Source organism: Flavobacterium geliluteum (assembly GCF_017948595.1).
Taxonomy (GTDB): Bacteria; Bacteroidota; Bacteroidia; order Flavobacteriales; family Flavobacteriaceae; genus Flavobacterium; species Flavobacterium flavipigmentatum.
Window position 1 is genome coordinate 20,131 of sequence record NZ_JAGFBV010000013.1, and the last position, 25,474, is coordinate 45,604.

The window sequence follows — 25,474 nt, forward strand, 5'->3', positions numbered from 1 at the left end:
TTTATGAACAAAAATAAACTAATTCTATTAAAAATATAAATCTTTACATAATCATTTCCCTAAAAAAAATATCCAACTCCTCATTCATCTTCTTCCCACTTCCCAAAGCACTTGCATGTTCCTGATTAAACTTTACAGTTTCTAACAAAAAATTAGTTATTAAGACCTCTTTTGGGTGCAAATATTTTTCGTCTTTGGTGGCTTTTATGGCCAGTAACTCTTTTACTTTGGCTTGTACGGGCAAGGGCGCTATGGGCAACAAATCGGCAAAAGCAACAGGTGGAAACGTATGGTTTGCTATGATCCACTTGCCTGCCAATGCGGTACGTAAGGCGTAGCAATAACTTTTTAGTTTTACTTCTTGCATTTCGCACACCTCCATAAAATTCTTTGTTGTTCCTAAGTAGTGATGCAGCGTCGCTATGGGCGAAAAACATCCTACGGCTAAGTCCTGCATTTGTTGTACAAAGGTTTCGTCTTGGTAATACACCACCGGCGAGAACAACCACTCTATCAAAGGTGCGTTGGATTTTGCTAACAATCTTACGGTTTTCCGTAAGTCCCAACCAGAACCGTCAAGATCGTCTGCCGTCATAAACTCGATTACGTCGGGTTGCTCCCAAAGCGACAAATAATACTCTGGCGGGTGTTGGTATATAAAACGAATATCATAATCGCTGTCTGGCGAGGCAAATCCCCAAGCACGACTTCCCGATTCTACCGCTAACAGTATTTTGACATTCTTGCTTTCTTCTATTTCTTTTAATTTTGCTAGTATCTTTTCTTTCATGATGGTTGTCAAATATAATTAAACAAAAAGCCTTTAAACCCAGTACAAATACCTGTTTTAAAACCAAAAACCAGTATTGTACCACTAAAATACTTGTTCTTTTATGGGTTCAGCCCCCTATTGTTGGTATTGTATCGAGAAGTAGGCTTTACACCCCTTCGTTTAGGTGCTAAGGTGAAGTGTTTCGGTTGTTTACCTAAACGTTTAGGTCGGGAACCCAAAATTTTAGCGATTGCACCCAAACGTTTAGGTCTTGCTACCTAAAGTTTTAGGTTCAGAGGGTAAAACTTTAGCCTAGGAACCTAAAAACTTCATGACAGGACCTAAACGTTTGGGTACAGGACCTAAAACTTTGATCAAAAGACCCAAAAACTGCATCAAACCACCTAAATAAGTTTTATCCGCTGCAACTTTGAACCTTTGAACCTTTGCACCTCCCTTTAAAAATCCCCGTAATACACCTGAAAACAAGGCAATTTTAAGTCATTTCGCCAAGTATCTACCACCTGATTTCTATCGTCTAAGACAAATTCTACAAAATAATGCTCTTTGATAGAATCGTTATAGATTTCTGTTTTAATGATCGAATCTTTTCGGTTGTCCTTTGTTTTTCGCATGATTAGCTCGTCATATTCTATCTCGTGTTGCGTTAAAAACCGCAATGTTGGTTCTTTGTATCGGTCTTCTCTTCCTGACACCAAGAGTATTTTGTACCCCAGTTTTTTATAATTCTTCAAGACATTGGCAACCGGAGTATTGATCAAATCTTGGTCGCATGTACTGGCATCAAACGGATTTCTACCATTCATCAACGCCAAGGTTCCGTCAAGATCGCAAATAATGGCTTTTGGCAAAGCTGGGTTTTGTGGGGCGTATTCTGGAGAATCTTTAAAGAACTGACGGTGCATCTTACGAATAACTTTTTCTCCAACAGGCTTTTCTCTCAACCCGTCTCTTTCTATACAAACTGCCACATCTGTATTTACCTCCATCACTTCTACCGTAACCTTTTCATTGTATTTTGCATTATATTCCTGCACCAATTGCGATATTCTTCTTAGATTTGTTTCAGACAAATTGGTATCATCTACCACGATACTCTTACCTTCTTCTAAAGATTTTACGATCAAGATGTCACGTACCTTTTTGACAAATTTTTCGTTACTAGAACTCGTGATTGCGTTATCAAACATCGCACGCAAATCGTCTCTGTTGATTCGTTTGTATGTTTCAGGATTTTCTGCTACTATCTTTTTTGCCATGGTCGATTTTCCACTTCCCGGTAATCCTCTCATCAAAATAACTTTTCTCATTTTATTCTTCTCTTTTATTAAACGGTTTTTCAAATTTTGGCCGAATCATCTTCCAGATAATCATTGCATAGTCTCTATTGTTAAGCATCGCAAACAATACTGCCGGATGCTTGCAAGTCATAAAATACAGGGCAGTTTCTTTACGTGATTCCAAAACTTTAAAATCGTTTTTGCATTGATTTTCTATTACCGAATATTTATTTTCTAAATCGCTTTTGGTTTGTTTTACCCAATCGAAAAATTCATCAGAAACACGCTCCAGAATTTCCTCCATTGGCTGATTGGTTTGTAGATATTCCCAGATATTCAAATTAGAAACCTGAGTAATAATCCGATGCAAACGAAGATACTCTTCAAATTTAATTTTTACTCTGAAATTGTTCGAATATTTAATGATAAAACCTTCTTTATTGTTGCTGTTCATTTGTTTTAAAGAAAGAATATCATTGATTCCGTCGTATCGTTCTACCAAAGGAAAACCAATATCTTCGAGTGGAAACTCTTCACAAGATTTGACATCAATAATCGCCAGCAAAACCAATTCTTCTGCTGCACCGTAATCTAAAACAATTCGGTTTTCGGGATAAATAATTTCGAATAAATAAGTTTTATTTTTATCCAAAAGTGACCACGAATTTCGGTACTTCTCATGAAGCATTTTATTTGCTCTATCCGACTGATCGCTGGCAAAAGAGCCTCGGCTGGCTATAAAAGGAACATCTTCGATCCAATACAAAATTCCTAGCGAACCATCCATTTTATCATAGACTTCAAAAGCAACTTTAGGCAGCACTTGATTTTCCATTTCGCCCAAATTGAAAAACTTAGGAAATGGTCTGGCAATCATATTCTCTTTTTCATCTAAAATTAAACCTCTACAACTTAAAGTTACATCATTCCAAACTCTTTCAAATTGAGCATTTTGGGTATAATTATAAATGTATAAATTATGTTCAGGGTGTTTATTTACCCTTACGTAATTTTTTGCAATCATTTCTTTTAAAAGCGTTGTATTCATTAGTTCTTATCTTTCAACAAAGATTCAAAATTCTGTGCGCAATTATTTTGCGTAGCTATTTTTTTTTTAAAAGGTGCAGGTTTTCAAAGATTTATAGGGACAAAGGTTTTATTTAGCCACAGATTGTATAGATTAAAATGATTTTTGACTTTATAACTTTGAACCTTTACAACTTTGTACCTTTCTCCTAATCTATTAATAATTGTGTAACAACCGCAGGATTCATGGCCCATTGTGCAGTATATACCTCATCGGCAATTTCATTTTCGGTAATGGTTAAACCTTGAGCTTCTGCTTTTAGTTGTAACAAATTACCAATATTTAATTTACTACTCAACTTGGCTAACAATGCCTGAACACCTTTACTATCTAAACCTTGCACTACCTGACCTCCAAAAGTCATCTCTAACCAAACAATTTCTCTTTTGGCTACATCTAACACTCCAAAAACCAAACCTTTGGAAACATTTTGTGTCACACGAACCTGATGATCTACACAAGACGGATCGTAGGCAACACCCGTTTTTTCAGAGATTTTCATCGGGTGCTTGCTGTTCATCCAACCCACTACAAGATTGGGTGTGATACTTCCGTTACTATACGCATTGCAAGTAAAAGTTACAAATTTTGCTTTGGCTTTCGCCAAATCATCGATGTTGATATTGATGTATTCAGCAGTTCCAATTTTATTTGGAATACTTCTAATATCACCACTATGTTTACAACCAACAGTTTCCAATCGGCTATAAGAGCATATATCTGTACTGTTTTCGTATGCGATATGACAGCTTAAATCCATATCCAAATGTTGAGCAGGCAAATCTTTACCCCACTGCATAAACAATCGTACTTCATTACCCTCAATCGGGAAACGTGTCCCCATTAGTGCAACCGGTAAATCCTGAACTGTCTCGCTTCTATCGCCAATCGAAACTGGCATATTAAACAATTGCGGATCGATATAGATCGTTTTGTTTGTGTTTGTAAGGGCCGCAAATCTTTTCTTCATAGCCAAAATACACAAATCCTCAACCTGCTTTTTCATCGCTTCCAATTGAAAATCGTCATACAATTTTAACAACGCATTTGGGTTTACTCGTTTGTTGGTTCCACCCAACGGTTTCACACTTCTCTGCATGTTTGGATCAAAATAATTTTGAGCATACATATTTAAAGTAAATACCAATCTGGCTGGCACTTTGTCAATAATTTCAGAAAAATGTGCTACAGACTCGTCCGCACCAAACCAAAGCATGTTGGAGAATAACGAACGTGCAAACAATCCAGGACGCTGTTTTAACAAAGCAAATGTTTTATCGGCATCAAACTTCAAGCGTGACGTGTTTACTTTACTTTGCCAAACATCATACACCTGATTGTAAAATACATCCATTAAAAAAGACAATTTTTCAAAGCCTTTTCTTTTGCTGTATTCTGCCAAACGCAAGGCTCGGATAAAACGAACCCACATACCTCTTTTTGGATGCATGATTTCGCACATGGCCTCTACTTCCATATCCAAATTATTCAACCAAGTTGCCACCATCAAACATTCTTTTCTTGAATATTTAAGTTTTAAATCTTTTTGAGCTGCAATTTTTGCTTTCGCAATCGCATCCATAAATTCATACAAATGTGTCTCGTTTTTGGCCGCTCTTTTGATGATCGTTTTTGGCTCGATAATTTGCAATAATCCCGTATTCTTAAACCACAAATATCTCAAGATATCGGTTGGTGATTTAAAGTACTGAGAAGCATTTTCGGCTTGACCTTGTTCAATTAAAACATCAATCACCAACATCAACGTTTCTTTGATGGCGATATCTGTTTTTGGCAAAGGCAAGTATTTCAAGGACGTTTTTAAACTTTCTACCTGCGTAGCGTCTAAAGCCGTTTTGGATTGCAACAACGATTTATAAAAGTCTTCTAAGTCCGTTTCTGTCCATAAATCCAATACTTTTAACTTGCTTCCTTGTCCGAAGTTTTCGATTTCACCAAATTCAAATGGAGTTCCGCAAAAAGGGCAACCATTGTATCTTTCTAAAGGAAAAGTACGATCTGGTATGATGTGCCCGCATTGCAAAGTTGTTCCGCTTTTTACATTCAAAACATTCCAAAAGTATGTTAGTATATGGTCCAAAAGAGATTCTCCCGTCGGAATATTCCATTCTTTCACCAAAGGCGTCCAGTTTTTATCCGTTCCTAAAACTTCTTTTAGCACTTCTAAAACTTCCGCTTTATAATTTGGGTTTACATTATTTAAAGCGTGCAATAAAGCTTCGGAAAATGTAAATCCGAGTTTTGAAACATTGGCCACTAAAACCGATGTTGTTCCTGATAAATTTTTAATATCATTCGCAATCATTGCTGATGGAATGAAAATGGCGTTCTGACGCAAACTGATTTTTAATACTTCTTTTGTTTTCATTTTTTTTAATTTTTAAAATTTAGATAATGGTGTTTCTGGTTCTACCTAAAAGATTTGAAGTAAGAAACACTTGACCTTAAATTTGAGTGTAATGGATTAACTGTTTATCAGATGGGTTTCCCCGAAGAAGTAAGTTAATCTTGACCCTCATTTTTTATTAATGATGATTTTAAAACTCGCCGGATTCGAACCGGAAATACCAATTTCCTGAAGTAAGTTTTAATTGACCATTAATTGTGGAGCAGGTGGGATTCGAACCCACGACCTGGACGTTAAAAGTGTAAGAAGTAAGTTTTGATTGACCTTTTGAGGATAATTTCAAAACTACCTGCTCTAACCGCTGAGCTACTGCCTCATTTAAATTGTATTAACCGATAATGGTATAAGTGTGTACGTGGAAAGTTTTCGAAGTAACTCATACTTGACCTTGTTAACACAATTCTTATTTCAATGAACTTGTTTTATTTCTTGAGCAAAGATTTCAGAACTACTACGCAGTTATTTTGCGCAGAAAAAAAAGAATGCTATATTTGAGTAAAAAAGAATATAATGGTAAAGGAAATTTATACCGATTTACTTTTGAATATTGGTTTTGATGAAAATAAAATCCAACAAAAATGGTTGGATTTAGAGAAGGCATACACCAAAAAATCAAGACATTACCACAACCTGACGCATCTTGAGGATATGATTGTTAGTTTTGAAACGTATCGCGATCAAATTCAAAATCCTAATGAAATAATGTTTGCTATTTTTTATCACGATTACATTTATAAAAGCAGTAAAAAAGACAACGAAATCAAAAGTGCCGAATTTGCGTTGTCTATTTTGCCCGAAAACGCTAGGCTTGACAAACAATTGGTATTTGATACGATTTGTGCTACGCAATTGCATCAACATCATGAAATTGAGGATATTAATTGGCTGATCGATTTTGATTTGAAGATTCTCGCCCGAGATTGGAACGAGTATCAAATGTATTTTGAACAGATTCGGAAAGAATACCGCATCTATCCTGATTTTCTTTATAAGCCGGGAAGAGCAAAGGCGCTACAACATTTTCTGGAGAATGAATTTATTTTTCAGACCGAAGAATTTAGGAAATTATATGAAGAAAAAGCGAGAAAAAATATTGAAAAGGAGATTTCCTTATTAACGTAAATGCGTGAGGGATTGCTGTGGAAATCCTTTTGCTTTTTTCTTTAAAAAGCAAAAGATTGTAACGAAAAGCCCGACCCGTAGGGACACGCCCGAAAAACAAGACTATGTCACAAAACAAAAATGCCTTAATTCGTTACAAAACGATAGACAAATGTTTGCAGAATAAATACCGACAATGGACTTTGGAGGATTTGATCGAATGCTGTTCTGAAGCTTTGTTTGAATATGAAGGTCGGGACAACCCGATTAGCAAACGCACGATTCAGATGGATATTCAGTTGATGCGAAGTGAAAAGCTGGGCTATAATGCTCCCATTGTTGTGTATGATAAAAAGTATTACAAATATGAGGATGACGATTTCTCGATCACTGATATACCGCTCACAGAAACCGATATGAATGTGTTGACCGAGACGGTTGCTATGCTGAAACAGTTTAAAGATTTCTCTTTATTTAATGATGTATCGGATATCTTACAACGTTTGGAGGATAAAATCTATTCTGAAAAATCGCATACCAAACCCGTTATTTACCTCGATAAAAACGATAATCTAAAAGGGTTGCATTATCTGGACGAAATTTATCAGGCGATTATCAAGAAGGTAGTTTTGGTGATCACGTACAAATCTTTTAAGTCACGAGACGAAAGCAAGTTTCATTTTCATCCCTTTATTTTGAAGGAATTTAACAATCGCTGGTTTTTGATAGGAAAAACAAAAGGTTCGCAGCCTATTACCAATCTGGCTCTGGATCGCATCTTGAGTATCGATTATGATTTTAACCTACCTTATATAGAAGAAAATTTTGATGCCGAATTGTATTATAAAAATGTGGTAGGCGTTACTGTAAATACGGGGTTACACCCAACAAAAATCGAACTCTGGATCGATGCCGAGAATACTCCTTATGTGCTTACAAAACCTTTGCACAATACGCAAAGACTTATTAAACAAAATGAAGACGGGAGTATTATTATTCATTTATTTATCATTCCGAATTATGAAATGGAACGTCTTTTATTGGGTTTTGGTGGTGGAATTGAAATTATTAGGCCCGAGAATCTGAGAAATCGCATGAAAAAAATTCTTCAAAAAGCAATTACTCGATATGAGTTGTAATTTTTGGCAACGAAGAAAGGATTTTTTTACAGAAAGAAGAATTAAAACGTGATTTTGAATCAAAAAGTAATTTTAGGCTTGCTTACATTATCAAAATCTCAAAAAAGAATAGTATATTTCACTTAAAAAACAACCCTAAAACACTCTATTCCAGAGTTATTTTTTAATTAACCAAAAAAATATCATAAAATTATATGCATGCATAGTATTTTTTGATTATATTTGAAATCGATATAGTTACCTATGAAAGACAAAACAATAGATTATATTTTGAGAGCTACATGGCAGGCTGTTTCAAGAATGTATAATGAAGAAGCTGCAAAGTACGACGCTACAATGGCCACTGGATTTGCGCTATTAAGCATCGACAAAGAAGAAGGAACTCCTTCGACAGCTTTAGGGCCAAGAATGGGAATGGAAGCCACAAGCCTCACCAGAACATTAAAATCTATGGAAGACAAAGGGTTGATTGTTCGCAAAAAAAACCCCACAGACGGACGAGGTGTTTTGATCTACCTGACCGAATTTGGAAAAGAAAAGAGAGATTTATCAAAAAATACTGTATTGAAATTTAATGAAACCGTGAGAAAACATGTTTCGGATGAAAGCCTACAGCATTTTATTGAAGTTTCTGAAATCATCAACGAATTAATTCAAGACAAAAACATATTTAATCAAACAGAAAAACTGGAAAATGAATAGCCTTAATTCCTTAACGGGAATGGCAAAATCAAATTCTAACTAAAAACAAATAATAACAAATTATGAAATCGCCACTTTTATTTTTTTGAATAATAAAAAAGCGATAACATATTTGACCTTCAAAAAACAAAATTAACAAATATGAAACGCACAATTAAAAAAGTTGCTGTAATCGGATCCGGAATTATGGGTTCAGGAATAGCTTGTCATTTTGCCAACATTGGTGTTGAGGTTTTACTGCTTGACATCGTACCACGCGAGTTGACAGAAGCCGAAGCTAAAAAAGGATTAACACTTGAAAGCAAAGCAGTTCGCAACCGTTTGGTAAACGAACACTTGGCGAATTCATTGAAATCGAAACCCTCTCCTATTTACAGTCAAAAATTTGCAAGTCGAATTACCACTGGAAATACGACTGATGACATGGCAAAAATTGCTAATGTTGACTGGATTATTGAGGTAGTTGTGGAGCGTTTGGATATCAAAAAATTGGTATTTGAGCAAATCGAGAAATTCCGTAAACCGGGAACATTGGTTACTTCCAACACTTCTGGTATTCCAATTCATTTTATGAGCGAAGGAAGAAGCGAAGATTTTCAGCAACATTTCTGCGGCACACACTTTTTTAACCCTGCGCGTTATTTAAAATTATTCGAAATCATTCCTGGTCCAAAAACTTCAACAGAGGTATTGGATTTCTTAAACGAATACGGATCTAAATTTTTAGGAAAAACATCTGTTGTTGCCAAAGATACTCCTGCGTTTATTGGAAACAGAATTGGTATTTACGGCATTCAAAGTTTATTCCATTTAGTGAAAGAAATGGGACTGACAATTGAAGAAGTTGATAAATTAACTGGTCCTGTAATTGGTCGTCCAAAATCTGCTACTTTCCGTACGGTTGACGTGGTTGGTTTGGATACTTTGGTACACGTTGCCAATGGTATTTATGAAAACTGCCCTAACGACGAACAACACGAATTGTTTAAACTTCCGGATTTCGTCAACAAAATGATGGAAAACAATTGGCTTGGAAGCAAAACTGGACAAGGTTTCTACAAAAAACTAGACAAAGACATTCTTTCTCTTGACTTAGATACATTAGAATACCGCGCTGCAAAAAAAGCAAATTTTGCCACACTTGAATTGACAAAAACGATCGACAAACCAATCAATCGTTTTAAAGTTTTGGTAAAAGGAAAAGACAAAGCGGGAGAATTCTATCGCAAGAGTTTCGCCGGAATGTTTGCGTATGTATCCAACAGAATTCCTGAAATCTCAGACGAATTATACAAAATTGATGATGCGATGAAAGCTGGTTTTGGATGGGAAAATGGTCCATTCGAAATTTGGGATGCCATTGGTGTTGCCAACGGAATCGAAATCATGAAAGCAGAAGGTCTTACGCCTGCTGCATGGGTTACTGAAATGTTGGCTTCTGGAAGCGAAAGTTTCTACTCTGTAAAAGAAGGAGCAACTTATTTCTACAATATTCCAACAAAATCTCAAACGAAAGTTCCAGGACAAGATGCATTCATTATTCTGAACAACATCCGCGAAAGCAAAAAAGTTTGGAGCAATAGCGGTGCAATTATTCAGGATTTGGGAGATGGAATTTTGAACTTAGAATTCCAATCTAAAATGAATACTATTGGTGGCGATGTTCTTCAAGCGATCAATAAAGCAATCGACCTATCGGAGAAAGAATATCAAGGTTTAGTTATTGGAAACCAAGCAGCGAATTTCTCTGTTGGAGCCAATATCGGAATGATTTTTATGATGGCAGTTGAGCAGGAATATGACGAATTGAACATGGCGATCAAAATGTTCCAAGACACAATGATGCGCGTGCGTTACTCAGGAATTCCTGTTGTGGTCGCACCTCACGGAATGACTTTTGGTGGTGGATGCGAAATGAGTTTACACGCTGATAAAGTAGTAGCTGCTGCAGAAACCTACATGGGATTAGTTGAATTTGGTGTTGGTGTACTTCCTGGTGGTGGTGGTTCTAAAGAAATGGCTTTAAGAGCATCTGATTTATTCCGTAAAAACGATGTCGAATTGAACGTTCTGCAAGAGTATTTCTTAACTATTGCGATGGCAAAAGTATCTACTTCAGGATACGAAGCTTTTGATACAGGACTTTTGCAACATGGTAAAGACATTATCGTGGTAAACAAAGACCGTCAGATTGCTGAAGCTAAAAAACATGCTTTGTTAATGGCAGAAGCAGGCTATACACAACCTATCAGAAGAACTGATGTTAAGGTTTTAGGAAAACAAGCATTAGGGATGTTTTTAGTGGGAACCGATCAAATGGAAGCTGGAAAATACATCTCTGAACACGACAAGAAAATCGCAAACAAACTGGCTTACGTTATGGCCGGAGGTGATTTATCTGAAGCGACTTTAGTATCGGAACAATATTTATTAGATATCGAACGTGAAGCTTTCTTATCTCTTTGTACAGAGAGAAAAACATTAGAAAGAATTCAATATATGTTAACTAAAGGAAAACCACTTCGTAATTAGAAAATAGAACAAAGAGAATAGAATATAGATTTTAAGACTGAGTAAAGTCTATTTTCTATACTCTATTATCTATACTCTTAAAAAACAAAACAAATGAAAACAGCATATATAGTAAAAGCTTATCGTACAGCGGTAGGAAAAGCTCCAAAAGGGGTTTTTAGATTTAAAAGACCTGATGAATTGGCAGCAGAGACCATTCAGTTTATGATGGATGAACTGCCTGATTTTGACAAAAAACGTATCGATGACGTAATGGTAGGAAATGCCATGCCGGAAGCAGAACAAGGTTTAAACGTTGGCCGTTTGATCTCTTTGATGGGATTAAAAGTAGAAGATGTTCCTGGTGTAACGGTAAACCGTTATTGCGCTTCTGGATTAGAAACTATCGGAATGGCAACTGCAAAAATTCAATCAGGAATGGCAGATTGTATCATTGCTGGTGGTGCAGAAAGTATGAGTTTTATTCCGATGGGAGGTTACAAACCAACTCCAGATTATAAAGTAGCGGCTGCAGGTCACGAAGATTACTACTGGGGAATGGGTTTAACTGCTGAAGCGGTTGCCAATCAATATAAAATTTCGAGAGAAGATCAGGATGAGTTTGCTTACAACTCTCACATGAAAGCTTTAAAAGCACAAGCAGAAGGAAAATTCGATAAACAAATCGTTCCTATTACTGTAGACCAAACTTTCATCAATGAAAATGGTAAAAAAGAAACTAAATCTTACGTTGTAAAACAAGACGAAGGCCCAAGAGCTGGAACATCTGTTGCTGCCTTATCTGGACTAAGACCTGTTTTTGCAGCTGATGGAAGCGTTACAGCGGGTAACTCATCTCAAATGAGTGACGGAGCTGCTTTTGTTTTAATCATGAGTGAGGACATGGTTAAAGAATTAAACTTGGAGCCAATTGCAAGATTAGTAAACTTCGCCTCTTCTGGTGTTGAGCCAAGAATTATGGGTATCGGGCCAGTAAAAGCGATTCCGAAAGCATTAAAACAAGCAGGTTTAGAACTGAAAGATATTGACTTAGTCGAATTGAATGAGGCATTTGCTTCTCAGTCTTTGGCTGTAATTCGTGAGTTAGGATTAAATCCGGATATCGTAAACGTAAACGGAGGAGCAATCGCTTTAGGACATCCACTAGGTTGTACAGGGGCAAAACTTTCTGTTCAATTATTCGACGAAATGAAACGCAGAGGAAACAAATACGGAATCGTGAGTATGTGTGTTGGAACTGGACAAGGAAGTGCCGGGATTTACGAAGTACTATAAAAAGAGAATAGAATATAGAATAAAGAGAATAGAAGATTTGTGAAAATAAAGAGATAAGGCTTTTGGAATAACAGAATGTTCTGGAAGTAACTTAAAAATAGTATTAATCTTATTTTTTTATTTTAATTTCTTATCTTGAATCAAAAAAATGAGACATAATTATAAGAATTTAAAGATTTGGCAACTCGGAATTACAATCGCTAATGATATCTCAGATTTATTATTAGATTTTCCAAAACATGAAAGATATGATTTAAGATCTCAAATTAGCAGATGTTCTGTTTCAATGCCTAGTAATATTGCTGAAGGTTCTTCAAGGACAGATAAATCTTTCAGTCATTTTTTAGACATTTCTCTAGGTTCTTCATTTGAACTAATTACGCAATTATTAATTGCTACACATAGAAAATACATAAACGAAATACAATTTAACCAATTAGAAATTAAAATAGAAGAATTTCAAAGAATGACAATGGGTTTTCAAAACGGCTTAAAGTAAAGTCTACTCTAAAATCCATATTCTTTTTTCTATTTTCTTTTCTCCAAAAAAAATAAAAATGGCAGATACAATCGAAAAAAACGTAACCCGTGGTGGTCAGTTTTTAGTTAAAGAAACAAAGTGCGAAGATATCTTTACACCAGAAGATTTTTCGGAAGAGCAACTAATGATGCGTGACTCTGTAAAAGAGTTCGTTGACAAAGAATTATGGGCGCACAAAGATCGTTTTGAAAAGAAAGATTATGCGTATACAGAATCATCTATGCGTAAAGCGGGTGAATTAGGACTTTTGGGAGTTGCAGTTCCTGAAGAATACGGCGGATTAGGAATGGGATTCGTATCTACAATGTTAGTTTGCGATTACATTTCTGGTGCAACAGGTTCTTTCTCAACTGCTTTTGGAGCACATACCGGAATTGGTACTATGCCAATTACCCTTTATGGTTCTGAAGAGCAAAAGAAAAAATACGTTCCTAAATTGGCTTCTGGCGAATGGTTTGGAGCATATTGCTTGACTGAGCCAGGTGCAGGATCTGATGCCAACTCTGGAAAAACAAAAGCGGTTCTGTCTGAAGACGGAACGCATTACAAAATTACAGGTCAAAAAATGTGGATTTCGAATGCAGGTTTTTGTAGCCTTTTCATCGTTTTTGCCCGTATTGGTGATGATAAAAACATTACAGGTTTTATTGTGGAAAACGATCCATCAAACGGAATTTCTATGAATGAAGAAGAGCATAAATTAGGAATCCGTGCTTCTTCTACACGTCAGGTTTTCTTTAATGATACTAAAGTTCCTGTAGAAAACATGTTGTCTGAAAGAGGAAACGGTTTCAAAATTGCAATGAATGCTTTGAACGTTGGTCGTATCAAATTGGCTGCCGCTTGTCTGGACGCACAACGTAGAGTAACTTCAGGAGCAGTAAAATATTCAAACGAAAGAATTCAATTTAATACAGCAATTTCAAGTTTTGGTGCTATTCGTTCAAAATTAGCCGAAATGGCAACAAACTGTTACGCAGGTGAAAGTGCCTCTTACAGAGCTGCAAAAGATATCGAAGACAGAATTGCTGCTCGTGAAGCAGAAGGATCTACACATCAGGAAGCTGAATTAAAAGGTGTTGAAGAATATGCTATCGAATGTTCTATTTTGAAAGTAGCCGTTTCTGAAGATGTTCAGAACTGTGCCGATGAAGGAATTCAGGTTTTTGGCGGAATGGGCTTCTCTGAAGATACTCCGATGGAAAGTGCCTGGAGAGATGCTCGTATCGCTCGTATCTACGAAGGAACAAACGAAATCAACAGAATGCTTTCTGTAGGAATGCTGATCAAAAAAGCAATGAAAGGTCATGTTGATCTACTAGGACCAGCTATGAAAGTTCAGGAAGAATTGATGGGAATTCCTTCTTTTGACACTCCGGATTTCTCTGAATTATTTGCTGAAGAAAAAGGAATACTTGCTAATCTGAAAAAAGTTTTCTTGATGGTTGCCGGAAGTGCTGTGCAAAAATACGGACCAGATTTAGATTCTCACCAACAGTTATTAATGGCTGCTTCAGACATCTTGATCGAAATCTATATGGCTGAAAGTACTATTTTAAGAACCGAGAAATTGGCCAAAAAAGAAGGTGAAGCTAAAGTACAAGAGCAAATTGCTATGGCAAAATTATACTTATACAAAGCTGTAGATATCGTAAACTCTAAAGGAAAAGAAGGAATTATTTCTTTTGCCGAAGGTGACGAGCAACGTATGATGCTAATGGGATTAAAACGTTTTACAAAATACACAAACAATCCAAATGTTGTAGCTTTAAGAGAGGTTATTACATCTAAATTAGTGGCAGAAAACGAATACTGCTTCTAATATAAAAATAGTTTTTAGCTTTTAATTTTGTTTAAACCCGCACTTGTCCGAAACAGTGCGGGTTTATTTTTTGCCAATATAAGCTGTAAAAATTCATTTAAAAAAATACTGACTTTTTACCTAATATACGTTTGGTTATTTTTTATTTCAACCTTTACTTTTATAAAATTTCGTTTACAACACGCTACATATATTCTCTTAGATAATATCATTTCATAAATCTTTATTAAAATTGATTTTCTGTTGCATATTCTATAGTAAATTTTCACTTCTAATGTTTTATCTTTAGCATTTCAAAAACTAAAAGCTTAAAATGAAACAAATTCACCTACTCGCCTTCTTTTTATTGTGTTTGTATACCACAAATACTTTTGCACAAAAAAACAAAAAACTGGACATTATCGCCTATTATACGGGTGATGACAAACTCATTAATGATTATGAGGTTTCTCAAATTGATCAAATCATTTTTAGTTTCTGTCATTTAAAAGAAGGGAAATTAAATGTAGATTCTGCCAAAGATTCAACAACTATACAAGATTTGGTTGCCCTAAAAGCGAAAAATCCACAACTAAAAATTGTACTTTCTCTTGGAGGTTGGGGTGGTTGCGAGCCTTGCTCTGCCGCTTTTTCTACAGCAGAAGGAAGATTGACTTTTGCAAAATCTGTAAAACAAGTAAGTGATTATTTTAAAGTAGATGGGCTGGACCTCGACTGGGAATATCCAACGATAGAAGGACTTCCGGGACATTTATACCAAGCAGTTGATAAAACCAACTTTACTGAGTTAATAAAAATTTTACGCTCTACACTAGGTAAAAAATACGAGCTAAGTTTTGCAGCGGGAGGTTTTCAAAAATATTTAGATGAATCTGTCGAGTGGAAAAAAATAATGCCTTTGGTCAATCGTGTCAATATTATGAGTTATGATTTAGTAAATGGATATTCAAAAGTTACGGGACATCATACGCCATTATTTAGTACGAATACAAAGGAAGAGTCGGTTGATAAAGCCGTTTCCTATTTATTAAAATTAGGTATTCCTTCTGAAAAATTAGTTATTGGAGGTGCTTTTTACACAAGAACTTGGAAAAATGTTGCCAATATAAACAACGGTTTATACCAAGCAGGAGAACATGTTGAAGGTGTAAATTATAAAAATTTTGCCACTACCTATACCGAACCAAATGGCTGGAAATATTTTTGGGATGACAAAGCTAAAGCACCATATTGGTATAATGAAAGTACCAAAACATTTGCAACCGGAGATAATATTCGTTCTGTGAAAGCAAAAACAGAATATGCAAAAACTAAAAAATTAGGTGGAATTATGTTTTGGGAACTCACATTAGATGTTACGCAAAATGGCTTACTAAATGCTATTTACGAAGTAAAAAAACAGAATTAAAAAATTCAAAAAACAGAAAGTGCAGTTGTTTTAATTGCTCTTTCTGTTTTTAATAATTTAACTTTCGATAATTAAATTGCTTATTATTTTAATTCATTTGCCTTGGATGCTCTAATGTTTCCATCGTAAGAAATAGGAGCTCTTTTATTACTATTGATAGAGACTGTGGTTCCTCCTTCAAAATAAATCATTAAAAAAATAGTGTAAACATCTTCTTTTCCTTTTACCGTAGCTTTGAGTTCGTAATGTTTTTTCTTCTTTTCAATTTTTAAATTCTCAGGTTTTCCTTCAAATTTAATTCCGCCATCATTAGAACCATATCCTACATTAAAAGCACGTCCAAAAAAGGGTAAATCACACTCGATTTTATCCTCTGTAAACTTCAAAAAATAAGTATTGAAGTCAATTATGATAGTTCGAAAACCTTGTGGCAAAACTCTCTCTGCATCAAAAACAAAATTTTTATTTTCGATTAATGCTTCAATTTCCTTTTCTTTTTTTAGCTTCTCTTGTGCTTTCAATTCTTTTTTAGTCATTTTTTGCGCATGAACCTGAGTATTCAAAAAACAAACTAATAGTAGTAAAATTGATATTTTAGATTTCATAAACAAAAATTTAAAAGTTCTACATCTATAATTTAAAGAAGCGATATTTACTTTTTCTCAAATCGCATCATAGCAATATCACCAGAAATAAAAGTTAACGTTTTACCATCCGCAGAAATATCGTAACTGGTAATTTTTTGCAAGGTACTCATAAAAACCTCTTCACCCTGAACATCCATACACATCATTTTGGTACTTGCCATCGGCTGATCGCCAAAGTTTACTTTATTGCCCTCTACCTTAAGTTTTCCTGTATACGAGTTACACCCATTATTACCTGAAACCAGATTTTCCTTTACATTAAAATTAATCGTCGGCTTTTTATTTGGGTATAAACCATCAAAAGCGATTCTTGGTCCAGATATATAATTGAGTTTCCAACTTCCGTCCAGCTGTACAGCTGCATCATTTTTTTTACATTTAAAAACATTGCAGGAAGCTAAAACAACTCCAAAAAAAACTAATAACAAAACTTTCTTTATCATGGCATAAGTAATTAAATTAAAAAAAACGACAAACTCATTTTTAAGCTATGTACTAATTTACGCATAAATATGTGGTTTTATCTCAAAGTAATCATAAATTACAAACGATAGTTTCAGATTTATTTAACTTCTGTAGGCAAAGTATTTCCTCATTTTAGACTAAATTTACTTAATATTTAATTTTAAAAGTCTCAAAAATGAAAAAGATCCTTATTTCTTTAGCTATAATTACTGCAATATTTATTGGTTGTAAGACCAGTACAAAATCAGCAGATACAAAAAACCTGACTATCACACTCGAGCCAAAAAGCAATAGTACAGTAACGGGTACAGCCACTTTTACAGAAAAAAACGGAAAAGTAACTTTTGTAGCCAAAATGGCTGGTTTAGAACCGGGTGTTCATGCAATACACATTCACGAAAAATCTGATTGTACTGCTGCAGACGGAAGTTCTGCGGGAGGACACTGGAATCCAACCTTTAAAAAACATGGAAAATGGGGAGTTGGAGAATATCACAAAGGCGATATTGGTAACTTTACAGCTGATGCAAAAGGTAACGGAACCATTACCATGACCACAGACGAATGGTCTATTGGCGGGGATGACGAAACCAAAAACATTTTAGGAAAAGGTTTGATTGTACATCAGGGAGCAGATGATTTTACCTCGCAACCAGCAGGTAATGCTGGCGCAAGAGTTGCTTGTTCGGGCATTATTAAATAATTTTTTAATAGAAAATCTCTTTTGTGGAATATCCAGAGCCTCTATATTTTAAAAATGCAGATGAATGGCGAGAATGGTTGCATGAGAACCATGCGAGTTCAAAAGGTATTCATTTAATTTTTTATAAAGTGAGTAGCACCAGCGAAAGCATGCGCTGGGAAGAAGCCGTTCAGGTAGCCCTTTGCTATGGATGGATCGACTCTACTGTTCGTAAAATAGACGAAGACTGCCGAAAACAATTTTTTTCGCCCAGAAAAGACAAAAGTGTTTGGAGTAAACTGAACAAAACTTATATTGAGAAACTGATAGAGAACGATTTGATGCATCAAAGTGGTTTGGCAAAAATTGCGGTCGCCAAACAAAATGGTTCCTGGAATTCGCTGGATGCAGTTGAGGAGTTGCTATTGCCGGAAGATCTTCAATTAGCTTTTGAAGCTAATAAAATAGCCTTTGATAATTATCTGAATTTTAGTAAAACATACAGAAAAAGTTATTTGTACTGGCTCAATCAGGCTAAAAGAATGGATACCCGAAATAATAGAATTGCAGAAATTATTGCCCTTTGTGCGCAAAATAAAAAAGCAAGAGATTAATTTTTAGATCTGATAAAAATCTCATTGAATACTTAAAATAATAACCACTATTTTTAACAAAAATCAGTGGTTATTTAATTTTAAATCAATTTTAAAACCAGAAAAAGATATAGCTTTGTAACCTCAAATAAATGTAATGATTAACCCATCGGCTCCAGGTTGGATAGATAAATTTTTTAGCGAACAAAAGATTTCAGAATTGATTCCTTTTGAGACTGCTGACACCTTCTATGATAAAGTAAGAGAAACTGGTTTTATCTACGGTCATATCATTGGTATAGACTCTCAGGTACCAATTACAATAAAAGGGTGGTTTAAAACCGAAATCTCAAAAGCAGCTTTATTAAATACTCTTTATGGTGTCTTTTGCTTAGAAAAAAGAAATTCTGAGCCGAATAACTTTATTAGCGAAGTTTTAAAATTTTATAAAGAAATGAGTCCGGAAGGTTTTAATTTATTTAAAATTTTGCTTCCAAAAGATACCCCTTCCCTTTCTTTAGAAAATGTAATTGACCAAAGAGTTCAAACAAACGATAGTATCATTAGTAAAAACTTTTCTCATTTGGTTACCAATGCCTTGTTATTTATTGATGTTTTAGCTTTTAGACATTATCTGGAACACGGTGTTATTCAGGAAAAATATTTAAAAAGGATTGAAGAAACAGTTCTTGGCGTTGTAGGTTTGGCTTTAAGAACGAAAACCGTCAAATCGCAATATGATGATTTACTGATCAAACTTTTTGAAGCCTCAATTCGCTATTCAAAATTTTCAAAAGTAACGGTTGATACACTAGAAACCTTAGAATTAGAATATTTCGGAAATAAATTGGAACAATATTATTTAATCGATATGGCTGGGATGGCCTTATGGAGCGATGGAATTGTAGAAAATGAAGAAGCATACTTTTTGTATTCTTTGGGTTCAAAACTTTCGGTTCCAGATGAATTTGTGACCAAAAGCATCACAACAACCAACCATTTTATCACTACCCATAAAAAGAAGATTCCTTATTTTAATTACTCGAATCCTGTAAAACATTTTTACGATCAGATGACGCACAGTGTTGTAAAACTAATAACAAGAAATAAAAACAGACTAATAAAAGAGATTGTACAAAGTAAAGAATTGATGATTTTACTGGCCCATTCTACACATCGCGATCTTGATGCTAAAGAAAAGAAAAAAGTTAAAAAGCAAATTTTGGATATCTGCAAAACGATCCCGTCATTGACCATATTTTTACTTCCAGGCGGAGGATTATTATTACCGATATTAATCAAGTTTATCCCTACGATGCTACCCTCTGCATTCAACGAGAATTTAGACGAAAACGAATAAAAAAAATCGCCCTTGTGAGGCGATTTTACTTTTTATAAATTATTCAATTGATAAACATCATCTAATTCATCATTCGAACTAATATTTACTTCTAAGTCGGTTACAAAGCCCGAATTCAAACCGTAAACCCATCCGTGCAACATTAATTCCTGACCATTTTGCCAAGCTCCTTGCACAATAGATGTTTTGGCCAGATTGTATACTTGCTCTTTTGCATTGATTTCTACAAAGGCATTAAAACGCTCCGTTTCATCTTCAATAGCATTCAAATATTTATCATGCAAACGGTACTCGTCTTTAATATGGCGAATCCAGTTGTCTATAATTCCCACTGACATATTGCCCATAGCAGCTTTTACACCACCACAACCATAATGGCCACATACAATTACGTGTTTAACTTTTAGAACGTTTACAGCATAATCAAGAACGCTCAGCATATTCATGTCTGAATGCACAACCATGTTGGCAATGTTACGGTGAACAAAAACTTCTCCTGGTTTTGCACCAATAATTTCGTTTGCAGGAACACGACTGTCAGAACAACCAATCCATAACAATGGCGGCGTTTGTCCTTTGGCTAAATCTGCAAAATAATTGGGATCTAATGCTAATGATTTTTCTACCCACTCTTTATTGTTTTCTAATATTTGCTTATAAAAATCTTTCATTTTTTTTTAATTTTTGGCTGGCATTTCTGTGTAATTAGGCTTATCAAAAAGAACGTTGTAACAAAGTTACTTAAAATTTTAATATCTCCTATTACCCAGAAAAACCATTAATTTATTTAACCTCTTTTAAAAATCTTCTTTACTATCTTTTTTTATTATTTGCCTTTTCGCTACATCATAATAATGCTCAATAGAGACGTGATTGTTTACTTCGGGCGTATTTTCTAATTTGTATGCCTTTTTAAATCCTTTTAATTTTACTTTGATGTTTTCATCAATAGCCCGAGTTTCTTTAAACTCACGAATCAAATCCAAGACATCATGCGCGATATATTCTGTATCATGTGCATTGATGATTACTTTTGAATTTTGAGGAATCTCACTCAGCGTTTCTTTGATTGCTGCTTTATTCAAAAACGAAACCTCCTGTGCCAAATCGATATGAATGATATCTCCATCTTCATACTCTTCTTTTTTGAAACTGTAGGCTCTTTTTAGGTTACCTCTCAAAACAAAAATAACGCTAATCACAATTCCTAATGCAACCCCTTTTAGCAAATCTGTCGCTACAACAAACACTAAAGTGGCAATAAATGGAATAAATTGATAAACTTTATCTTTTTTCCAAAAATGAATAACTGTAGAAGGCTTGGCTAATTTGTATCCAACCAAAATCAAAACAGTTGCCAAAGTTGCCAATGGAATTTTGTTTAGAATATTTGGAATCGCTAAAACACTTATCATTAAGAGCACGCCATGAATAATTGTAGACATTTTAGATTTTGCCCCAGCACTATTATTTGCTGACGATCTTACTACAACCGATGTCATGGGTAAACCTCCTAATAATGAACTTAAAACATTTCCAATTCCTTGTGCTCTAAGCTCTACATTGGTATTGGTATATCGCTTTTGAATATCCATTCTATCTGCTGCCTCAATACATAATAACGTTTCAATAGATGCTACAACGGCAATTGTTACTCCGGTAATCCAAACTCTACCTTGGGTAACCGCAGTAAAATCAGGAAGAATCAGGATAGATTTAAATTCATCAAAAGATTTTGGAACAGGTAAAGAAACCAGATGTTCTTTTGAAATAGCCAATGGACTTCCTGATGAAATAAAAATTTCATTTAAAACTACTCCTGCCAAAACCGCTATTAATGCGCCCGGAACTAATTTTAATTTCTTTAAAAAAGAAACTTTATCCCAAGATATTAAAATAACAAAAGAAACTAGCGAAATGACAACTGCTCCCAACTGAACATGATTGATTGCATCGAAAAGGAACGAAAACGTATTGGTTCCGTCATGCTGAATAAAAGCCTGATCACCTTCAAAATCTGCATCGTAACCAAAAGCGTGAGGCAATTGTTTTAAGATGATAATGATTCCGATACCGGCTAACATTCCTTCTATTACATTGGTCGGAAAATAATTTGAAATACTTCCTGCTTTTAAAAACCCTAACGCTAATTGAATTAGTCCTGCAATAAAAACAGACATCAAAAATACATCAAAAGCACCAAAACTTGTTATCGCAGTTAACACTATTGCTGTCAAACCAGCTGCAGGCCCGGAAACGCTAATGTGAGATTGACTCAAATAGCCCACGACTATACCACCAATAACACCAGAAATAATACCTGAAAATAAAGGCGCTCCAGATGCCATTGCAATGCCCAAACACAATGGAAGGGCCACTAAGAAAACTACTAAACCTGAAGCAAAATCAGATTTGAGATTGGCAAAAAGATTGATTTTTTTTGTCATAATACAATACTAAAAAATTATTCATAAAGGTACGAATCTATTTACACAAATATAGATTCGCGAAAAAATAACGAGAAGTATTATATCAAGTTGGGTGGTGGAGCAAATATGCTCGGAGAAATATTATCTAATTTTACAATATTTTCTGAAAGTATCAATTTTGATTCTGTAACGACAAAAAATATAAATTCATGCTCAAAAACAGGAGAATAAACAGCTGCTTTTAATTCTTTATGCGCCTTTTCTTCTTCAGAAAAACTAAAAAATATTGACGTATCACTGCTTTTCTTGATCACCGTTACAATAGTAGGTGTAGACAAGAATGCAATAAATATAAATAAAAGTATCTGAGCAATTAATTTCATTTGAGCAAAAATAGAATTTAACAAATAAAATCAGCGCAAGAAGCAGAAAAATTTATACAAATTTAACATTCCTAAGAAACAAGCCAAACAAAATCTTATCAGACTCTACTTATAAAAAATTCAAAAACAGCTCTTTATAATTCTTCCTCAAGCCATGCGCGCATCATCCAGATTGTTTTTTCTTGCTCAGCAATAAAGTCACTCATCATAGAATTGGTCCCCTCATCGTTGATTTCTCCAGATTTATTCAAAATTTCTCTTTCAATTTTTAATAAATCAGACAAAGAATGAACGATTAATTGAACTGCTTTCTCATCATTAGAAATATTTTTACCTACAGTAAGTTTATTGTTTTTAATATAATCTTCGAAAGTATGCAAGGGTATCCCGCCAATTGTTAAAACTCTTTCGGCTATCATGTCTATTTTTAGTTGTGAATCTGTATACAACTCTTCAAATTTTACATGTAAATCAAAGAATCGTTTTCCACGAATATTCCAATGAATTCCTCTTAAATTTTGATAATATACCTGAAAATTGGCCAATAAAACATTTAACTTTTCTACTAATAATTCTGATTCTTTTACGGGTAATCCTAAAATATTTGTTTTCATGATTTTTAATTTTACAGTATACAACTACAAATTTAAGGTAAGTTTTTTAAAATTATTATAAATAAAAATTATATTTCATTATTTTTGCATCAAAAAATACTATCCAAATGACGATAACTCAATTACAATATGTATTAGCTGTTGCCGAACACAAAAATTTTACGCTGGCTGCAGAAAAATGTTTTGTGACTCAGCCGACTTTGAGCATGCAAATTCAGAAAATTGAAGAAGAACTTAATATCCAGATTTTTGATCGAACAAAAAAGCCTATCCAACTTACCGATATTGGCCAAAAAATTGTAAATCAAGCCAAGAATATTGTCAATGAAGCCAATAGAATTAAAGATATTGTAGAACAGCAGAAAGGTTTTATTGGTGGCGAATTTCGTTTAGGAATCATTCCGACCATCATGCCAACGCTTTTACCAATGTTCCTGAATAATTTTATAAAAAAATATCCAAAAGTAAAATTATTAATAGAAGAATTAAATACAGACGAAATTATTGTAAAATTGAAAAATGGTCATCTGGACGCTGCGATTGCCGCTACGCCGCTGGAAGATGAAAAAATAAAAGAAATTGTTTTGTATTTTGAGCCTTTTGTCGCCTATATACCGGAGCATCACGCAAGTTTTGAAAAGCAGGAAATTGAAGTTTCTGATTTGAATCTGAATGAAATATTGCTTTTGCAGGATGGCCATTGTTTTAGAGATGGCATTTTAAATTTATGCAAAAATGGTTCAGACATCGACCAAAATAATTTTCAGATTCAGAGCGGAAGTTTTGAAACCTTAATAAAACTGGCAGACGAAGGGTTGGGTACGACATTGCTTCCGTACTTGCATACTTTAGATTTGAAAGATTCAGACAAATTAAAACTTCGCAACTTTAAGGAACCAAAACCCGCTCGCGAGGTGAGTTTAATTTATCCCAAAAGTGAATTGAAAATGCAAATCATAGACGCACTTCGCTCAACCATTGCAGGAGTTGTAAAAGGCGCAATTGTTTTTCAAAATGTGCAAATAGTGAGTCCGCTCTCTAAAAAATAGAGCCTAAAAAAGGAGCCGATTTGGCTCCTTTTTTTATACTTTGATTAATAATAAACTTGGTTCTAATTCTGGTTTTTCAATTATAAAATTTAATAACCATTCTTGCAATTGCTCCATCTCGTATGGTAAGAGCGTTTTTATTGCTTTTTCTAACTCTTTATAGAAAAGTATCGGATCAAAACTCACTCGTTCAAGTATTGATTTTGTGTAATCAAACATCATTTTTGACATAGTAAAATAAGATTTTGGGGTTTATCTTTATTTTTAAACTCCCGGTAAAAGTAAACAAATAACAAATATAACAACAGCATTTAACTATTTTTTTTGAAAATTTTATCAACGAAAACGTTTTCTAAATAATTATAAATCAATATAGAATTATTCTAAATAGCTTGCTTTAAACCTTTTTAGTTGCTCTGAACATCTCTCGTTTTCCTGGCGGTCCTGCCAATTTTTCTACAGCAAAACCCACTTCGATCATACTCCTTTTTACGACTCCTCGCGCTGCGTATGTTACCAAAACGCCATTTGGCTTTAAACTATTGTACATTTTTCTAAAAATTTCGGTACTCCACAACTCGGGTTGCACTCGAAATCCAAAGGCATCAAAGTAAATCAAATCAAAAATTTCTAAATCGTCTATTTCATCAAAAAATTGTTTTCTTTTGGTTAACGAAAAACTCCTGCTTAACATCACCTTTTGGTTCCATTCGCACTCGTGCATTTTTTTAAATATATCTTCAAACAACGAAGCTTCCAGCTCAGCAACATAATTCATCTGCAAAACTTCTTCTGCAGGAACCGGATACGCTTCTACTCCAACATAATTTATAGGTTGCTCTTTCAAATTTGATTCTAAAAAAGTGATAAAAGCATTCAAACCAGTTCCAAAACCAATTTCAAGCAACGAAACCTCTTTATTTTCAAACAATGAGAGACCGTTTTTTATAAAAACATGTTTGGCTTCCTGAATGGCTCCGTGTTTTGAGTGATAGCATTCATCCCATTCATCCAAATGAATTGTAGTTGAGCCATCTAGCGTTTTAATTATTTCTCTTTTCACTTTTTTAAAATTTATTGTAAGGCCTAACCGATTTTAAAATCGTATTATGAGTCAAATTTAGTCAAAACAAATGCGTAAAGC

At 34.5% G+C, this 25,474-nt stretch carries 24 protein-coding genes and 1 tRNA gene; 12 read left to right on the forward strand and 13 right to left on the reverse strand.

Going from position 1 to position 25,474, the window contains the following annotated elements; all coding sequences use genetic code 11:
* Positions 1-43: 43 nt before the first annotated feature.
* From J3495_RS09450 to J3495_RS09470, 5 genes are all read right to left on the reverse strand, one after another.
* Complete coding sequence (locus J3495_RS09450) at positions 44-790, reverse strand: nucleotidyltransferase domain-containing protein (protein ID WP_210666309.1); 747 nt, start codon at positions 788-790, stop codon at positions 44-46.
* A gap of 440 nt (positions 791-1,230) precedes the next feature.
* A complete protein-coding gene (locus J3495_RS09455; protein WP_210666310.1) occupies positions 1,231-2,103 on the reverse strand; it encodes a phosphatase domain-containing protein in 873 nt (290 codons plus the stop codon).
* Between the two features lies 1 nt (position 2,104).
* Positions 2,105-3,121 (reverse strand): T4 RnlA family RNA ligase, encoded by a 1,017-nt coding sequence (locus J3495_RS09460; RefSeq protein WP_210666311.1) that lies wholly within the window; start codon positions 3,119-3,121, stop codon positions 2,105-2,107.
* Positions 3,122-3,308: 187 nt separating this feature from the next.
* Entirely contained in the window at positions 3,309-5,549 is a 2,241-nt protein-coding gene (locus J3495_RS09465; protein ID WP_210666312.1) for an RING finger protein, read from the reverse strand.
* Between the two features lie 237 nt (positions 5,550-5,786).
* Positions 5,787-5,904: transfer RNA gene (locus tag J3495_RS09470), tRNA-OTHER, on the reverse strand.
* A 194-nt stretch (positions 5,905-6,098) separates the two neighbouring features.
* Between J3495_RS09470 and J3495_RS09475 the strand changes: the two genes are divergently transcribed.
* The 8 genes from J3495_RS09475 to J3495_RS09510 all read left to right on the forward strand — a co-directional run bounded on the left by J3495_RS09475 (position 6,099) and on the right by J3495_RS09510 (position 16,108).
* Positions 6,099-6,710, forward strand: coding sequence for an HD domain-containing protein (locus J3495_RS09475; protein WP_236025431.1), 612 nt, complete (start codon positions 6,099-6,101; stop codon positions 6,708-6,710).
* A 104-nt stretch (positions 6,711-6,814) separates the two neighbouring features.
* Complete coding sequence (locus J3495_RS09480) at positions 6,815-7,828, forward strand: helix-turn-helix transcriptional regulator (RefSeq protein WP_210666313.1); 1,014 nt, start codon at positions 6,815-6,817, stop codon at positions 7,826-7,828.
* 243 nt (positions 7,829-8,071) lie between these two features.
* The gene (locus tag J3495_RS09485) at positions 8,072-8,530 is read left to right on the forward strand and encodes a MarR family winged helix-turn-helix transcriptional regulator (RefSeq protein WP_210666314.1); all 459 of its coding nucleotides are present in this window, start codon (positions 8,072-8,074) and stop codon (positions 8,528-8,530) included.
* A 141-nt stretch (positions 8,531-8,671) separates the two neighbouring features.
* Positions 8,672-11,062, forward strand: a complete 2,391-nt coding sequence (locus tag J3495_RS09490) for a 3-hydroxyacyl-CoA dehydrogenase/enoyl-CoA hydratase family protein (protein WP_210666315.1) — start codon at positions 8,672-8,674, stop codon at positions 11,060-11,062.
* A 93-nt stretch (positions 11,063-11,155) separates the two neighbouring features.
* The gene (locus J3495_RS09495; RefSeq protein WP_210666316.1) at positions 11,156-12,337 is read left to right on the forward strand and encodes an acetyl-CoA C-acyltransferase; all 1,182 of its coding nucleotides are present in this window, start codon (positions 11,156-11,158) and stop codon (positions 12,335-12,337) included.
* A 148-nt stretch (positions 12,338-12,485) separates the two neighbouring features.
* Complete coding sequence (locus J3495_RS09500) at positions 12,486-12,836, forward strand: four helix bundle protein (protein ID WP_210666317.1); 351 nt, start codon at positions 12,486-12,488, stop codon at positions 12,834-12,836.
* A 58-nt stretch (positions 12,837-12,894) separates the two neighbouring features.
* Positions 12,895-14,700, forward strand: coding sequence for an acyl-CoA dehydrogenase family protein (locus J3495_RS09505; protein ID WP_210666318.1), 1,806 nt, complete (start codon positions 12,895-12,897; stop codon positions 14,698-14,700).
* Positions 14,701-15,013: 313 nt separating this feature from the next.
* A complete protein-coding gene (locus tag J3495_RS09510) occupies positions 15,014-16,108 on the forward strand; it encodes a glycoside hydrolase family 18 protein (RefSeq protein ID WP_210666319.1) in 1,095 nt (364 codons plus the stop codon).
* Between the two features lie 83 nt (positions 16,109-16,191).
* Here the strand turns inward: J3495_RS09510 and J3495_RS09515 are convergent, their stop codons facing one another.
* A complete protein-coding gene (locus tag J3495_RS09515) occupies positions 16,192-16,713 on the reverse strand; it encodes a DUF4251 domain-containing protein (RefSeq protein ID WP_210666320.1) in 522 nt (173 codons plus the stop codon).
* A 47-nt stretch (positions 16,714-16,760) separates the two neighbouring features.
* The gene (locus tag J3495_RS09520) at positions 16,761-17,198 is read right to left on the reverse strand and encodes an META domain-containing protein (RefSeq protein ID WP_210666321.1); all 438 of its coding nucleotides are present in this window, start codon (positions 17,196-17,198) and stop codon (positions 16,761-16,763) included.
* A 197-nt stretch (positions 17,199-17,395) separates the two neighbouring features.
* Here J3495_RS09520 and J3495_RS09525 point away from each other — a divergent pair, with 197 nt between their 5' ends.
* From J3495_RS09525 to J3495_RS09535, 3 genes are all read left to right on the forward strand, one after another.
* Entirely contained in the window at positions 17,396-17,923 is a 528-nt protein-coding gene (locus tag J3495_RS09525; protein WP_210666322.1) for a superoxide dismutase family protein, read from the forward strand.
* Positions 17,924-17,946: 23 nt separating this feature from the next.
* Positions 17,947-18,516 carry a YdeI/OmpD-associated family protein gene (locus J3495_RS09530; RefSeq protein WP_210666323.1) on the forward strand — a complete coding sequence of 190 codons (570 nt, stop codon included), beginning with the start codon at positions 17,947-17,949 and terminating at the stop codon, positions 18,514-18,516.
* Positions 18,517-18,652: 136 nt separating this feature from the next.
* The gene (locus tag J3495_RS09535) at positions 18,653-19,855 is read left to right on the forward strand and encodes an LETM1-related biofilm-associated protein (RefSeq protein WP_210666324.1); all 1,203 of its coding nucleotides are present in this window, start codon (positions 18,653-18,655) and stop codon (positions 19,853-19,855) included.
* Between the two features lie 32 nt (positions 19,856-19,887).
* Here J3495_RS09535 and can read toward each other — a convergent pair whose 3' ends face one another.
* The 4 genes from can to J3495_RS09555 form a co-directional block, all read right to left on the reverse strand.
* Positions 19,888-20,526 (reverse strand): carbonate dehydratase, encoded by a 639-nt coding sequence (gene can, locus J3495_RS09540; RefSeq protein WP_210666325.1) that lies wholly within the window; start codon positions 20,524-20,526, stop codon positions 19,888-19,890.
* A 126-nt stretch (positions 20,527-20,652) separates the two neighbouring features.
* Positions 20,653-22,302, reverse strand: coding sequence for a SulP family inorganic anion transporter (locus tag J3495_RS09545; RefSeq protein WP_210666326.1), 1,650 nt, complete (start codon positions 22,300-22,302; stop codon positions 20,653-20,655).
* An 80-nt stretch (positions 22,303-22,382) separates the two neighbouring features.
* Positions 22,383-22,667: a hypothetical protein gene (locus J3495_RS09550; RefSeq protein ID WP_210666327.1), complete on the reverse strand. Its 285-nt coding sequence runs from the start codon at positions 22,665-22,667 to the stop codon at positions 22,383-22,385.
* Between the two features lie 134 nt (positions 22,668-22,801).
* Complete coding sequence (locus J3495_RS09555; RefSeq protein WP_210666328.1) at positions 22,802-23,281, reverse strand: Dps family protein; 480 nt, start codon at positions 23,279-23,281, stop codon at positions 22,802-22,804.
* 107 nt (positions 23,282-23,388) lie between these two features.
* On the opposite strand from J3495_RS09555, the gene J3495_RS09560 reads away from it, so the two are divergent.
* Entirely contained in the window at positions 23,389-24,330 is a 942-nt protein-coding gene (locus tag J3495_RS09560; protein ID WP_210666329.1) for a LysR substrate-binding domain-containing protein, read from the forward strand.
* A gap of 33 nt (positions 24,331-24,363) precedes the next feature.
* Here J3495_RS09560 and J3495_RS09565 read toward each other — a convergent pair whose 3' ends face one another.
* Positions 24,364-24,561, reverse strand: a complete 198-nt coding sequence (locus J3495_RS09565) for a hypothetical protein (protein ID WP_210666330.1) — start codon at positions 24,559-24,561, stop codon at positions 24,364-24,366.
* 166 nt (positions 24,562-24,727) lie between these two features.
* A complete protein-coding gene (gene mnmD, locus J3495_RS09570; protein WP_210666331.1) occupies positions 24,728-25,393 on the reverse strand; it encodes a tRNA (5-methylaminomethyl-2-thiouridine)(34)-methyltransferase MnmD in 666 nt (221 codons plus the stop codon).
* Positions 25,394-25,474 lie beyond the last annotated feature (81 nt).